The following is a 14596-nucleotide window of genomic DNA, read 5'->3' as shown; positions in this document are numbered from 1 at the left end:
CAGGGTGTGGAAAAAATTATTTTGGAATCCTCCATTGTAAAAAAGAAAAACCCTTTTATAAAAAGGGCTCAAAACAATCTAATCAAACGTTTGAAGAGGAAATATGCTTTCATTTTTGAAAAAATCAGTAAATCAATCAACTCTTATGGCTTCCAATTAGATAATGCAAACTATGAAAATATGGGAAACTACTGCTCGTTTTCCCCAAACGTTTAATTAGCGGTAAATTCCTTAATATGGAATATCCTTTTGGATACTATCCAAATTTTGAATCGAGAAATTCACCATCCGTTTATACAGGTTTAAAACCGACTGACCATACGTGGTTCCCGGTACAGCCCACTTGCCGTTTAAGGAGGTCCATGTTGGGGCAGAACCCCTGTTGACAAGGTGGAAACGAGGGTCCACTAATGGGTATTGGTTTGGCAGTGGGTTCGTGGTTGCATAGGCGAACAAGTGCTGCAGGTGAGCGATTACCCCTTCTTCAGGTGTTTGGAAGCTGGCACCTGGATTGTTGGGACCGGTTGCTCCGATGCCGGCGAAGTTGTCCTGCCCAGGCTTGACGACGCCAGTGAATCGGAAGAAGTTTGTCTCGTGAACGGCCTGTGCAAATGCGACGTCTCCGCGAATTCCGTAGTATTCGCCATATTTTAAATAAAGGCTTCCCAAATCGGGGGCGCTTGGATTGACGTTTTTTACAAAACGGTTCATATGCTCTGGCGATAGGAAGGTTGGTCCGAAAATAGAGTTAATAGATGAATCTTGGACAGGTGCGCTCGGGGTTTCGCTGACTATGTCAGAGCGACTGCTTGAGTCAGAATCGCCACCTAATGCAGTACCATTATTTGGGTCAGCGGTGTCGGATGGGGCGGATTCACTCGCTTCATTAGTGACACTATCGGTACTAGAACCGGCATCTGGACTAGGAGCATTACCCGAAGAATTGCTGTCAGACGCCTCGGAATTATCCGGTGTACTGCTTGTTCCTCCTGTCGGGCTTGTGGCAGTTACGCCGCCTCCTTCGATAATAATGAATGAATCATTAAATCCGGCAATTTGCACAACTTTCAAGCGCTGTTCGGCGTTTTCCCGGTTCGCGAAAGCACCTATTTGGACGCGGTACCAGGTCCCACCTGAAATGTTTGTAATATCCACAAAGGCATCAAATCCCATGGACCGAAGTTTGGCTACGCGCTCGTCTGCATTTTCCCGTGATTTGAACGAACCGGAATAGACTTTGAAGAGGGTTCCGGACACGGGAGTTGACTGCGCAGGCGCTGGCTGAGGGGCAGGAGCAGGTGTTGGGGCGGGCGCTGGCTGCGGCGCTGGTGCAGGATTGGTTTTTCGAACAAGGTTAAAGGCTGCGGCAAGACCGTTCGCATGACCTTGAGCGACCTTCTGCCGCCACGCATCTTGCTTCATTAGCGCTGAATCATGAGCGTTAGAGATAAAGCCATTTTCCGTTAAGACGGCTTCCATATTGGACTCACGCAGCACATGGTAATTGGCTTGCCTCGTGCCGCGGTCAATTAACTCGTTTACTTTCATTACCTCTGCATGAATGATACCTTGGATCTGGGCTGTTCGTGAGGACCTAGAAAGGCCGTTATAAATATAGTCCTCATAACCTTGGGCGGAAGCGCCCGCTGAATTGATATGAATTGACAGGTAAAAGTCTGCGCCCCAAGCATTCGCCTCGCTTGTCCGGGCACCGAGGCTTTTGGTGATATCACTATCACGACTCATTTTGACCGATACATTTTCAAACTGATTGACTAAAATGGAGCGCAGCTTCAATGCAATATCCAAGGTGACATCCTTCTCATTTAGACCGTTTCCTTGAGCGCCAGGGTCGTTTCCGCCATGCCCCGGGTCTAAATAAATCTTCATTTCATCTCCTCCATTTCACTTATTATCATATATATCCTATGGCAAGAGTTTAAATTGGTTCGGGCCTAGTACATTGTGCCTGTGTTCCCGACTTTCTGGGCAAGGAGTACTTTTTGTGAAGTTTTTTGGAAAAAGGCTAAGAAACCGAAAATAGGGCATCATTTTTTTAATAATGGTATAATACATAAGTCACGTGAATCTTATATAAGGGGAAATGAATGATGATCCTTGTTGTAGGCGGCGCAGGTTATATTGGCAGCCATCTTGTGAAAGAACTAGTTGAAAAAGACGAGGTAGTCGTATTGGACAACCTGTCTACCGGCCATCGCGATGCCGTTGACAGCCAGGCGATTTTTGTAAAAGGCGACCTTGGCAATGAAGAAGATTTGGACATGATTTTTCATAGTTATCCGATACAGGCCGTGATGCATTTTGCGGCAAACAGTCTCGTTGGCGAGTCAGTCGTCGACCCAATGAAATATTATCAGAACAACGTTGCTTCTACTTTAACTTTATTAAAACTTATGATGAAACACAATGTTAAAAACTTTATTTTTTCATCCACAGCGGCTACATACGGGATTCCAAATGTGGACATCATCGATGAATCAACGCCAACGGCACCAATCAATCCGTATGGCCATTCAAAGTTAATGATCGAGCAGATTTTGGCTGATTTTTCAAAAGCCTATGATTTACATTATGTTGTACTAAGGTACTTTAATGCTGCAGGAGCACATGAATCTGCTGTGATTGGGGAAAACCATGATCCGGAAACGCACTTGATTCCAATTATTCTACAGCAGTTGTTAGGCCAGCGGGAAAAGATTTCTGTTTTCGGTTCGGATTACGATACCGAGGACGGCACATGTATCCGTGATTATATTCATGTCACCGATTTGGCTTCGGCTCATATTCTTGCACTTGAAGCGCTGTTAACTGGAGAGAAAACGGCGGAGATCTACAATCTCGGCAACGGGCTCGGATACTCAGTTAAAGAAGTAATTGAAACGTGCGAACGAGTAACAGGTGTGAAGGCTAATGTCGAAATGGCTGACCGCCGCGCCGGCGACCCAGCAAGACTCGTAGCCTCTTCCGATAAGATTTTCAACGAACTCGGCTGGAAAGCAGAACGCAACCTAGAACGCATCATCGCCGACGCCTGGAACTGGCACCAGGAGCAGCGATACTGATGCATGGGGACGGTTATTTTGCCTCATTTTAAATAGAACTAGCACCATCAAATTAAAAAAGTCCAATTCGCATCGATTCAGCGGATTGGACTTTTTTGCATATTGGCGTTTTTTAATGCTGTAAAAAGGCAAGCTGGATGAAGAACAGCACCGCAAAAACATAGACAAGCAGGTGTACGTCACGGCCTTTTCCTTTCACCAATTTTAACAGCGGATAGCTGATAAAACCAAGGGCGATACCAGTTGAAATGCTCGAAGTGAGCGGCATGGCCAAAATCGTCAAGAAAGCAGGGAACGCTTCCTCAAGCTCGCTCCAGCGGATTTTTGCAATGTTCCCCATCATCAGGCTGCCGACAATAATCAACGCCGGAGATGTAATCGCCGAAATCCCGGATACAGCACCGACTAGCGGCCCAAAGAAAGCGGACAAGATAAACAGAACGGCAACGGTAAGAGTGGTCAAGCCAGTCCGGCCGCCGGCGGCAACCCCGGATGTTGACTCAATATAGGCCGTGGTTGGGCTTGTCCCAAACATCGCCCCAATTGCAGTAGCCACGGAGTCAGACAGCAAAGCGTGACGTGCCCGAGGCAGCTTGTCACCCTTCATTAATCCCGCCTGGTTTGCAACCCCGACCATCGTTCCGGTTGTGTCAAAAATCGTTACTAAAATGAAAGAAAAAACAACCGCGTAAAGGCTGTGATGAACGACATCGCCAAGCGCTGTGATGGGATTGGCGACCATCAACCCTTCTGGAAGTGAAGGGAAGGATAAGAAACCTTTATCAAAAGAAAGCTGTCCGGTGAAAAAGGCAACAATTCCAGTGATAATCATCCCGAAAAATAAAGCCCCGTTCACTCTTAAAACCATAAGGATAAGAGTAACGGCTAGTCCTAAAATGGTTAACAGAGCAGATGCTGAATGAAGATCGCCGAGACGGACTAGATTGACTGGGTCCGCGACGATGATTTTGGTTAGCCGCAGGCCGATAAAAGCGATAAACAGACCAATCCCGGCGGTAATTCCATGCTTCAGATTCTCCGGAATGGCTTCAATTAATTTTTCCCTGAGGGGAGTTAATGACAAGATGACAAAAATAATACCGGCCACAAAAACAGCGGCAAAGGCGGTAGTGTAGCTGATGTGCTGACCGCCGACGACGGAATAGGCAAAGTAGGCGTTCATCCCCATTCCTGGCGCGATGGCGATTGGATAATTGGCGAACAGCGCCATCCAAAGACAGCCCACAACAGTAGCTAAAATAGTGGCAGTAAAAACCTGATCAAACGGAACGCCCGCATCAGCAAGAATAACCGGGTTTACCACGACGATATACACCATCGTGAAGAAAGTAGTGATCCCCGCAAGCACTTCTGTTCTTATGTTTGTACCATTTTCTGTAAGTCTAAACATCTTAGTTCCTCCAAAACACGAACGATATAATAAATACTTTATAATATTATTCGTATTTAAATAAACTTGCAATAGGTAATTTTATATTTCCCATACATTTTAATGATTATTATAAGGCTGGCAACAAAGGTGTCAGTAACCGTCCGTGGACAAATGTCCGCTCAGGGTGGACACTTGTCCCGGCGGCGCCTGGTCTAAATTGCTACTATTTGGACGTGTTAAGACATATTCTTTGGTATATAGGCTTTTCCATCGTAAAGGAGTGCATCATGAGGAGAAGAAATGTACCAGTAAAAGGGCTGTTTATGGGGATTTTGTTGATAGCTGCGGTTTTGATGATGGTGAGATGTGTTTTTGTTTCATCGGACCAGCAGGCAGTAGCTGTGGTGAATGAGTTTTATCAATATGAGCAGCAGGGTGATTTCGCCAGTTCCTGGGCGCTGTTCCATTCCGAGATGAAGAAAAGATTTGGCAAAGGCGCCTATATTCAGGATCGCGCCCATGTATTTATGAATCATTTCGGGGTTGAAACATTTACCTATACACTTGATGGTGCTGAGAAACTGGATAAATGGGAAATGTCGAAAGAAGGACCTGCCTTCAAAAATGTCTACAAAATCCTCGTTACCCAAACCTATAAAGGAAAATACGGAAACTTTGATCTCAAACAAGAGGTCTTCACCGTCAAAGAAAAAGAAAAATGGTGTATTCTTTGGGATTACAATGGTCAGTAATAGATGGTGTCAGGCACTGCTCGTGGACTGTGTCCGCCTCAGGCGGACAGTTGTCCTGGCTGTGCCTGTATTGCTGTTGAGGTTTGTCCTTTAGTATGGAGGAAACTAATAGATGTTTCCCGAATTAAGAACAATAAATATAAACAATATACTGGAGGTTCTAATGGGATACATAGAAGATTTGCGGAAAATTGTTGGAACACGGCCGCTGATATTGGTCGGTGCCTGTGTGGGGGCACTCGATAACCAGGGAAGGCTTCTTCTCCAAAAAAGAGCCAACGGAATGTGGGGGCTTCCTGGCGGTCTTCTGGAACTAGGTGAGTCAGCGGAAGAAGCGGCAAGACGCGAAGTATTCGAAGAAACGGGAGTTGAGATTGGCGAACTCGAGCTGGCCGGCGTCTTCTCGGGAAAGCAGTATTTTGTCGAGCTGCCGAATGGCGACCAATTCTATCCCGTCACGATTGCATACAAATCAAAAGATATTAAAAACGCAAACATCAAAATTGATGGGCATGAAACAATAGATGCTGGATTTTTTGACATCGGAAATCTTCCGGAAAAAACAAGCCCGTTAGTGGCTAGCATTATTAACACGTTTGGATGATGCATGGGGACGGTTCTTATGCATCATTTCCGTGGCGTAAGAGCCCCACTATCGAACCATATCTTTTAATGAACGAAGAGGTGAAGTTATGTTAGACAAAATAAAAGGTGCTCTTTTTGGTCTGGCCATTGGCGATGCATTGGGTGGCACTACTGAATTTTTAACAAGGGAAGAAATTCGCAGAAAATATGGGAAGGTAATTGAGATTATCGGCGGCGGGGTCTGGAACCTGGCAAAAGGGGAAACCACCGACGATACGGCGATGACCGTGGCTGTGGCAAAAGGGATTCTAACGAACCCGGAAAACCCAGTTGAAGCAATTGGGGAGGAATTTTTAAAATGGTATCGCACGAACCCTAAAGATATTGGGAATATCATTCGTTCGGTTTTAAGTACATATGGCGAAGGCAACTGGGCAGTCACTGCCGAAAAAGCCCATAACCACTATCTTGGCGGTAAATCCGCAGGCAATGGCACATTAATGCGCTGCCTGCCCATTTCATTAGCCTACCGGGACCTAAAAAAAGTTGAAGAGGTGACAAGGGAACAATCTAAAATGACACATTATGACTCCTTAGCCGATGAAGCCTGTGTCATCTATAACCGAGTCGCCTATCACGTCCTTCATGGCACAGGACTGAAGGAGGCCATCCAAGCCGAAATCAAGGGAACCATCTATGAAACTGCCTTAAATGGGCAAAGGCCAACACCCCCGCCGGATGGTTTCGTTGTAAACACCATGCATTGGGTTTTATACTGGCTTCTCAACTGCGAATCCTTCTTGGAGGTTGTGATTGGTGCGGCTAACGAAGGGTATGACACGGACACAGTCGCCGCCATCGCAGGCGGATTAGCGGGCTTAGCCTGTGGCTATAAAGAGCTGCCACGAGGGTACTGTGATGTATTGCTTGTAAAGGACGATCTAGAAGAGCTAGGATTAAATCTCTATGAATTAGTCAAATAGAAATAGGCTGAGCCATTTTAAACAAGAATAAAAAAGCTGGTCAAACCATAGGGGTACGGCCAGCTTTTTTATTTAAAATGAATATCTCGAGATTGCTGTCTAGGTATAAAGCTGCTAACAAAAAGCGCGATAAAAACGCCGGCGGAGTCAAACCCAATATCGAATAGCCTGCCATCGCGGGTAAAATATAATTGTAGAATCTCGGTGAATACCCCGTAGGAAATGGCCAGAATCAGCGCCACCCCTTTTGCTTGAAAACGTGATTGGAGCAGCAGTGTCAGGATGAAAAATGCGCTGAAATGCCCCACTTTTTGAAGCAGAAAATCACCGCTAAGGTGGGATGGCAATGGATCCAAGAATACAGATAAGTTTGGATGACGTTCCCACTCAAACCGAATCTCCCCAAACCGTATGAATTGATCAAAGCTATATGTACACGTAGAAACAAAAATGGCTCCCGCACAAAGTAGGATTAGTAAAACTCTCATAAAAGTGCCTCCTCTAGCCTCCATTTTGGTCTTCGGGAATTTATTTTATACTCGCTTAGACTTGCTGATGGCCTTGGTTTCCCTTAAATTTCTCCATTTTAATTCATATTCTAAATCATTCTACAAATACTATTTTTGTTTGTATGATTTTTTGACAGGTAAGGGGAGGATTTTTCTTTAATGAAGAGGATATCTTTTGTGGCTGTGTTGGTGCTTTTGATAGCCGGGCAGCTCACAGGTCATATTTTTCCGAAATTAGCCAACGCAGTAAGGGAGGATCCTGCGGTTCAGTTACGCCTGCTTGAAACCACTGATTTGCATGTATTTTTAGCAAACTATGATTATTACCAGACAAAAGAAGATAACAAGGTGGGGCTGGTAAAAACGTCCACCTTGATCAAACAAGCCCGCAGCGAGGTAAAAAACTCATTGCTTTTTGACAACGGAGATAATATTCAAGGGAATCCCTTGGGTGATTATGTCGCAAAGGTAAGAGGGCTAAAAGATGGTGATGTCCACCCGGTTACAAGGGCCTTTAATATGCTCGGGTACGATGCGGTCACCGTCGGCAATCATGAGTTTAATTATGGGCTGGACTTTCTAACGCGTGCCTTTGAAGGAGCGAAAATGCCCGTCGTCAACGCCAATGTATACGACGCCGCTACAGGAAAGCATTATTTTGAACCTTATGTTATTTTTAACAAAAAAGTAATCGATGATGAGGGGCAAAGTCATGTCATTAAAGTCGGGGTCATTGGCTTTGTACCGCCGCAAATCATGGAGTGGGATAAAGCCAATTTGGAAGGCAAGGTTACCACAAAGTCGATTGTAGAATCGGCGAAAAAATTTGTCCCGGAAATGAAAAAGAAGGGGGCGGACGTGATTGTTGCACTTGCCCACACCGGAATCAGCGCTGAACCCTATTCACCTGACATGGAAAATGCAGCTTACTACTTAACACAAATCAGAGGCATTGACGCCGTATTTACCGGCCATTCGCATAACTTATTCCCGGGTCCGCTCTATGCGAATCTGCCAAATACAAATCTTGAAAAAGGAACTATCTACGGTAAACCAGTCGTGATGGCGGGTTCGTTCGGAAGCCATTTGGGTGTCATTGACCTTAAGTTGCAAAAAATTCGTGGAAAATGGGCGGTCGCTGGCGGCACAAGCACGCTCAGGCCGATTGCCGATGAAAAAGGCAATTCTCTTGTGGCAACTGATGAAGCGTTAATGAAAGAAATCTTACCGGAACATATCGGTACGATTGATTACGTCAACCAGCCGATTGGCGAGACTACCGCACCGATTTTCAGTTATTTTGCCCTTGTTCAGGACGATCCGTCCGTGCAAATTGTCAATAATGCGCAAACGGAGTATTTGGTTGAAAAATTAAAGGATCCAACCTACAGCAAATTTGCAGGCATTCCGGTCCTTTCGGCAGCAGCTCCATTTAAGGCTGGCGGACGCGGTGGGCCTAGCTATTACACGGATATCCCGGAAGGAACACTTGCAATTAAAAATGTCGCTGACTTATATTTGTATCCAAATACGCTTCACGCTGTATTAGTGAATGGAGTTCAGCTAAAGGATTGGCTCGAAATGAGTGCGGGGCAGTTCAACCAGTTGAATCCGGCAGCGGGAGGTGAGCAGCAGCTGATTAATCCAGATTTCCGGTCCTATAATTTTGATATCATAGACGGTGTTCAGTACCAGGTGGATGTGACCAAGCCTGCAAAATATGATTATAACGGGAAGCTGATTAATCCGGATTCGAGCCGAATCGTGAACCTAACCTATCAGGGCAATCCGATTACTGCCGATCAGAGGTTCATTGTTGCAACAAATAATTACCGTGCATCTAGCAAAACCTTTCCGGGGGTTAGCCAGGGTGAAGTCATCCTTCAGTCACCGGATGAAAATCGCCAAATCATCACGAACTATATTCGCGAAAACAAAACGATTAACCCGTCTGCGGACCAGAACTGGTCTATTGCAAAATTCCAGGGCACAGTGGTCCCTGTATTCGAATCCTCGCCAAAAGCGCAGGATTATACGAAGCTATTTAAAAATATTCAATACATCGGACCATCGAGTGGCGGGTTTGGGAAGTATTCAATTGATTTAACAGATTAGTTCTATTTTGTAAGGCCCTTTGTCATTTTAAGGTATGACAAAGGGCTATTTTTTGTCTGAAAAACCTTGTTGTTACCAAAAAAGTTCTAAGGAATGTCGTGAGGATAACGGATTTTGTAGTGAGATTCAAAAATTATGTAGTGAGAGCTGCAATTTATGTAGTGAGAAATGAGCGGATTAAACACTTTTCCTAAATTTCCCAAAAAGTGTCGTGAGGATAATTGATTTTGTCGTGAGACCCCATTTTATGTCGTGAAATCCCAAAATTATGTAGTGAGGCACAAAAAAGCAGTCTAACCAGGGGGTACCCCAAGTCAGACTGCTTTACGTATCTAAAACAATTATTGTGTCACTCTCTGGATTCGTCCCTCGGCCTTATATTCAAATGATTTTGGCAGGGATTTGACAAAGTCAACTGTTGCTTGTAAATCCTCAGGGCCTACTTCTAAACCTGTTGAAAGTGCTCCAATACCATAGCTGGCGTTGCCATACATATAGTTATTGACAACAACGGAATACTCTTTCGCTGGATCTATTTTGCTGCCATCCGGCAAGAAGATGTCGACAACCTGTCCAGTTCCAGCGGTGCTGTCATAAGTGTAGGTATACTTGAATCCTGCAATATGGAAGTCAAGACCTTTTGCAGTAATTTGCTTGTTCAATACTTCTCGCAAATCGGCACCGCTAAGGTTGATTTTATTTAACACGTTGCCAAATGGCTGAATGGAGAATAAGTCACCAAAGGTAACCTCGCCAGCATCTAAATTAGCACGGACTCCGCCGCCATTCATTAAAGCAAAGTCACTGTTCATAGCAACTTTCATACCATCGGCAATTAAGTTGCCCAGTCCATTGTCGCCAAATTCTGTCGATACAGACGGGTAAGCTTTTATTAAGGTCGTTGCAGAATTCCCTACTACTTCGGCCTTAATTGGGGCAATTTGATCTTCATACTTTTTCATAATCGCTGAAACTTCAGGATCAGGAGTGTAATCAGATTGATAAACCGTTACAATTTCCGCCTCTTTTTTTACAATATCACCTGTTTCAGGATTAATCACAAGATCCACATCTGAGAAGGCAGAGCCATATGAATAAGCTTGGACAATTAGCTTGTTATCTACTACTTTGTCATTATAAACATGATTATGGGCTGCAAAGATAACATCCACTTCATCGTCAACATTTTCTGCAATTCTTGAAGCATCGAATGCATCAGTATAGCCGTTTTGGATGGCAGGATTATGGGCAAGCACAACGATAGCCTTAATGCCTTGAGCTTTTAATTCATCCGTGTACTTGTTGATGGCTGCTGCTTCATCGGTAATTTGCAGATTTTCATTTCCTTTGGTCACGATCATATCCGGAGTTTCCTGTGTGATGACTCCGATAAAACCAATTTTTACCCCGCCCACTTCTTTAACAGTATAAGGAGTGGTGATTAATTGACCTGTTGATTTGTCATAAGCATTTGCTGCTACAACAGGAAAATCCATTCCATCATATCCTGGAGTTCCCTTACCCTCTGGATGCTCGCCGCCATTTATCATCCGGCGCAGCTCGGCAATACCTTCGTCAAATTCATGGTTTCCAAGAGCTCCGACATCCATGCCCAATGACTCCAATACTTCAACAGTTGGTTCATCTTGAAAAAGGGCAGAAATGAGCGGGCTGCCACCAATCATATCTCCAGAATTTACGAGCAAGGTATTTGTATTTGTGGCCTCGCGCTGACGGAGCGCTGCAGCTGTGTATTCCATGCTACCAGCAAGCCGGGTGCCTACTTTTGTGTCCGTGTCCAGCTGACCATGCAAGTCATTTATGCCGAGCAGCTGAACGTTTATAGGCGTGAAGCCAATATCTAATTTGAAAATACCGAAGCCTGCTGCATCTGTTTCTCCAGTAAAGGAGATATTTCCGCCATCCTTTAGATATTTCTCAGCCACTGGTGAGGATGTAAAGGTTACGTCCACGTTTCCAGGAATCGGAGCAATCGACCAGTTTTGATCCGCCGTCGGGGTGATGACTTTCTTTTCTGAGATATAATCCATTAAAACTTGACGGTTTTCATCAGCAGAGTCAATGACGAGTTCAGAACCCTTAAGGCCAGGGAAATTACCGCCGCCGCCAGCACGATAGTTATTCGTTACCACGATAAAGTCTTGGTTTGGATCGACAGGCTGTCCGTTATAATTCAGGTTGACGACACGGCTTGAATCAGGATTAATAACATTTCCTGCCGGATCGTATTTAGGAGGTGCGGTTACATCGATTTGATAGTTCACTCCATCAATAACGTCAAAGTTATAGACAGCAAACTTCGAATTTAATAATTCTTGTGGAGCTGTTTTGGACGGATCGATAGTATTAAACTTCCCAGCAGACATTTCAATCCATTCTTTGACAACAGAGCCTTTGACTTTAACAGCCTTCAAGGTATTGTCATACAAGTACAAGTCACCCGCGCTGCGGATTGTTAAATCTCCTGCCGGAATTTCTGTATATTCAGCCACTCCGTTTCGTCCAGCTTTAAAAGGTGCGCCGACAGAAAGAATCGGCAGGTTTTGAAGCTCAGGTTTATTAGTCGCAATGTATTTTTCCGCATACCATTTTTGCGCATTGGTGACAACTTGGATAGAAGGGTCATCCTGCACAAGGGCAAAATAGCTGTAAATATCATCGGTAGTTTTGCCGATTGGGGTATTTACGTACTTGATTGTTGCTTGGTGATCGGCGTTAACCGCATCGACAATAGATTGAACTGGTTCCACCGTCTTTTGGGTAACAGTTTTCCCATTAGCATCTTTTACGTCTTTGTAAATTTCGCGTGTAGAAGATTGTGAATCCGCTACCTTCCACTTGCCCTTTTCTTTCACAAGGTCGAGGTCGATAATCCCCAGCGAACCACCGCCATAGCCAGCTTGTACCGCAGGAACTCCGTTGATAGTTCCTTTGTCGTTATTTACACCAGGAAGCGGCTGACCATCAGCACCTTTAAACAATCCGTCTAGGGCTGAGACTGATTTTGCCGGGAACAACTTATGCGTATGCGAGAACGTAATCGCATCAATTCCAGGCACTTCACTTAACGCATAGATAACGTCTTCCGTGTTTGCTTTGTTGCCGCTGAAACCGGAGTGTGTCATCGCCACAATGACATCGGCGCCTTCTTCACGCATTTGCGGAATAAATTTGTTGGCAGTGTCCACGATATTTTTCGTAATAACTTTGCCATCTAAATTTGCTTTATCCCAATCGTTGATTTGCGGCGGAACAAAGCCGATAAATCCGACCTTGATAACATGCTTCTTGCCTTGTTCATCAACGACCTTTTTATTAATAATTCGATAAGGAGTAAATTTGTTGATATCATTTTCAGGGTTATTGTCATGGTCATCAACATAAACGTTGGCATTTATGAATGGGAAATTTGCATCATCATAAGCTTCTTCCAAAAAGTCGAGCCCATAGTTGAATTCGTGATTTCCCAATGTTGCCATATCATAGCCCATTTGGTTCATCGCTTTAAATACAGGATGGACCTCGCCGTCCTTTAACGGAGCAATTTTTGCAAAATAAGTACCGAGCGGAGTCCCTTGAATCAAGTCCCCATTATCCACCAAAAGGCTATTGTCTGCTTCGTTACGGGCATCCTTGACAAGTGCTGCGGTGCTCGCCAATCCAACCTTTAAGTATTCGGCATTTTTGTAATAATCATAGTTTAATAGATTCGTGTGCAGATCCGTTGTTTCCATTAGACGGAGTTCTACCAAAGGATTTATAACATCTTTTGGCCCCGCTGCGCTAGCTTTTGCCGCTGGAAAAAATGGAACAGTTACAAGTGAAACTGCTAGCGTGGCGGATAAAAATTTCCTAGCCCTGTTTAATTGTCTCTTTTTCAACCAAATTCGCCTCCTAGTAATCTATTTTTTTACTTCAGGAAAAATTGGAATCCCCCCTAAAAAGAGTTTATGTACCATTTCGTATCTTTAAAAGAACAAAATTAGCACTATTATAAAAATACGTTCTTAATAGAGCGGTTATGTCCATTTTTAGGTAGTTTTTCCTTATTTTTCACCCGAGCTTTTTTATAATATAGAACTTTTTGAAGTTTTGTAAGGGAAGAAAGTCTTAGGTCTAAAAGTACCTGGCGGGAATTTTTAACGCGCCATAAACAATTACTAGATTTTGTTGTATTCTATTAGAAAGTACTTATGTAAAGGATGGCAATTTTGATGAAAAAGACAGCAAAGGACATCTTATATATTTTTCTCGGTGCCCTTATTTTTGCGATAGGGGTGAATTATTTTACCATCCCAAATCATCTCTCTGAAGGCGGCATTTTAGGGATCACCATTGTGGCTCACTATTTGTTTGGCTGGTCGCCAGGGGTTGTGAACTTCGTATTAAATGCCGTGCTGATCCTAGTCGGGTATAAATTCTTTGAAAAAAGAGCCTTCGTTTATACGCTAATTTCACTTGCAGCCTGTTCAGGGTTTTTATTTTTAACAGAGGATATAGGAAGAAAGCTGACGGAGGATACCCTGCTTGCCTCGTTGTTTGCCGGATTGCTGGTGGGGGCAGGTTTGGGCTTCATTTTTCGCGCGGGAGGAACTTCCGGAGGCACGACTATTTTGGCAAGACTAGCGAATCAATTTTTTGGCTGGAGCATAGGAAAAGCGATGCTTATCATTGACATTGTCGTGGTGGCAGGGTCGATATTCATCATTGGCTTGGAAAAAGCGATGTTCACACTGCTGATTGTCTATGTCGGGGCGAAAGCGATAGATTTCATCGTCGAAGGGCTCGATGAACGGATAGCTGTGTTAATTATTTCTAATTTGCCGGAAGTGGTCTTAGCTGGCATCACAGAAAAAATGTCGCGCGGCCTCACCGTCCTCGAAGGATATGGCGGCTACACTGGCCAGAAGAAAGAAGTCCTCTACATTGTCATCAACAAACAAGAAATCGTCCAACTCAAAAACATCGTCAGTGACATTGACCCAAACGCATACGTTACCGTCCACAACGTCCACGAAATGATGGGGAAGGGGTACAAGGCAGGATAGGTGTCAGCCACCGTGCAGGGATAAATTGGCGTTTTGTCCACGTGTGGTGGACACTGACAGAATGTTGTATGATATGTGATAGTTCGACAGGTTTACTGTTTTTGGCA

The 14596-nt window shown here is 44.3% G+C and carries 10 protein-coding genes; 6 read left to right on the top strand and 4 right to left on the bottom strand.

Going from position 1 to position 14596, the window contains the following annotated elements; translation table 11 throughout:
- Window positions 1–231: 231 nt before the first annotated feature.
- Window positions 232–1890 carry an N-acetylmuramoyl-L-alanine amidase gene (locus tag V5M37_RS25780; RefSeq protein WP_423799735.1) on the bottom strand — a complete coding sequence of 553 codons (1659 nt, stop codon included), beginning with the start codon at window positions 1888–1890 and terminating at the stop codon, window positions 232–234.
- Window positions 1891–2111: 221 nt separating this feature from the next.
- Between V5M37_RS25780 and galE the strand changes: the two genes are divergently transcribed.
- Window positions 2112–3083 carry a UDP-glucose 4-epimerase GalE gene (gene galE, locus V5M37_RS25775; RefSeq protein WP_423799734.1) on the top strand — a complete coding sequence of 324 codons (972 nt, stop codon included), beginning with the start codon at window positions 2112–2114 and terminating at the stop codon, window positions 3081–3083.
- A 112-nt stretch (window positions 3084–3195) separates the two neighbouring features.
- Here the strand turns inward: galE and V5M37_RS25770 are convergent, their stop codons facing one another.
- A complete protein-coding gene (locus V5M37_RS25770; RefSeq protein ID WP_423799733.1) occupies window positions 3196–4494 on the bottom strand; it encodes an NCS2 family permease in 1299 nt (432 codons plus the stop codon).
- Between the two features lie 269 nt (window positions 4495–4763).
- Here V5M37_RS25770 and V5M37_RS25765 point away from each other — a divergent pair, with 269 nt between their 5' ends.
- From V5M37_RS25765 to V5M37_RS25755, 3 genes are all read left to right on the top strand, one after another.
- Window positions 4764–5228: a hypothetical protein gene (locus tag V5M37_RS25765; protein WP_423799732.1), complete on the top strand. Its 465-nt coding sequence runs from the start codon at window positions 4764–4766 to the stop codon at window positions 5226–5228.
- A 163-nt stretch (window positions 5229–5391) separates the two neighbouring features.
- Window positions 5392–5832 carry an NUDIX hydrolase gene (locus V5M37_RS25760; protein ID WP_423799731.1) on the top strand — a complete coding sequence of 147 codons (441 nt, stop codon included), beginning with the start codon at window positions 5392–5394 and terminating at the stop codon, window positions 5830–5832.
- An 88-nt stretch (window positions 5833–5920) separates the two neighbouring features.
- Entirely contained in the window at window positions 5921–6796 is an 876-nt protein-coding gene (locus V5M37_RS25755; protein WP_423799730.1) for an ADP-ribosylglycohydrolase family protein, read from the top strand.
- 68 nt (window positions 6797–6864) lie between these two features.
- On the opposite strand, the gene V5M37_RS25750 is transcribed toward V5M37_RS25755, so the two are convergent.
- Window positions 6865–7284 carry a VanZ family protein gene (locus tag V5M37_RS25750; RefSeq protein WP_423799729.1) on the bottom strand — a complete coding sequence of 140 codons (420 nt, stop codon included), beginning with the start codon at window positions 7282–7284 and terminating at the stop codon, window positions 6865–6867.
- Window positions 7285–7464: 180 nt separating this feature from the next.
- Here V5M37_RS25750 and V5M37_RS25745 point away from each other — a divergent pair, with 180 nt between their 5' ends.
- Window positions 7465–9420, top strand: a complete 1956-nt coding sequence (locus V5M37_RS25745) for a bifunctional 2',3'-cyclic-nucleotide 2'-phosphodiesterase/3'-nucleotidase (protein ID WP_423799728.1) — start codon at window positions 7465–7467, stop codon at window positions 9418–9420.
- 341 nt (window positions 9421–9761) lie between these two features.
- Here V5M37_RS25745 and V5M37_RS25740 read toward each other — a convergent pair whose 3' ends face one another.
- The gene (locus V5M37_RS25740; RefSeq protein ID WP_423799727.1) at window positions 9762–13322 is read right to left on the bottom strand and encodes a bifunctional 2',3'-cyclic-nucleotide 2'-phosphodiesterase/3'-nucleotidase; all 3561 of its coding nucleotides are present in this window, start codon (window positions 13320–13322) and stop codon (window positions 9762–9764) included.
- A 330-nt stretch (window positions 13323–13652) separates the two neighbouring features.
- On the opposite strand from V5M37_RS25740, the gene V5M37_RS25735 reads away from it, so the two are divergent.
- The gene (locus tag V5M37_RS25735; protein WP_423799726.1) at window positions 13653–14489 is read left to right on the top strand and encodes a YitT family protein; all 837 of its coding nucleotides are present in this window, start codon (window positions 13653–13655) and stop codon (window positions 14487–14489) included.
- Window positions 14490–14596 lie beyond the last annotated feature (107 nt).

It is taken from the genome of Neobacillus sp. SAB-20_R2A, assembly GCF_049568635.1.
GTDB lineage: Bacteria > Bacillota > Bacilli > Bacillales > Cytobacillaceae > Neobacillus > Neobacillus citreus.
This window is presented reverse-complemented; position numbering and strand designations above follow the sequence as displayed.

What these genes read in the sequence shown, in the direction of transcription:
- V5M37_RS25780 (WP_423799735.1), bottom strand. Translation starts at nt 1,890, where the DNA reads ATGAAGATTTATTTAGACCCGGGGCATGGCGGAAACGACCCTGGCGCT.
- galE (WP_423799734.1), top strand. Translation starts at nt 2,112, where the DNA reads ATGATCCTTGTTGTAGGCGGCGCAGGTTATATTGGCAGCCATCTTGTG.
- V5M37_RS25770 (WP_423799733.1), bottom strand. Translation starts at nt 4,494, where the DNA reads ATGTTTAGACTTACAGAAAATGGTACAAACATAAGAACAGAAGTGCTT.
- V5M37_RS25765 (WP_423799732.1), top strand. Translation starts at nt 4,764, where the DNA reads ATGAGGAGAAGAAATGTACCAGTAAAAGGGCTGTTTATGGGGATTTTG.
- V5M37_RS25760 (WP_423799731.1), top strand. Translation starts at nt 5,392, where the DNA reads ATGGGATACATAGAAGATTTGCGGAAAATTGTTGGAACACGGCCGCTG.
- V5M37_RS25755 (WP_423799730.1), top strand. Translation starts at nt 5,921, where the DNA reads ATGTTAGACAAAATAAAAGGTGCTCTTTTTGGTCTGGCCATTGGCGAT.
- V5M37_RS25750 (WP_423799729.1), bottom strand. Translation starts at nt 7,284, where the DNA reads ATGAGAGTTTTACTAATCCTACTTTGTGCGGGAGCCATTTTTGTTTCT.
- V5M37_RS25745 (WP_423799728.1), top strand. Translation starts at nt 7,465, where the DNA reads ATGAAGAGGATATCTTTTGTGGCTGTGTTGGTGCTTTTGATAGCCGGG.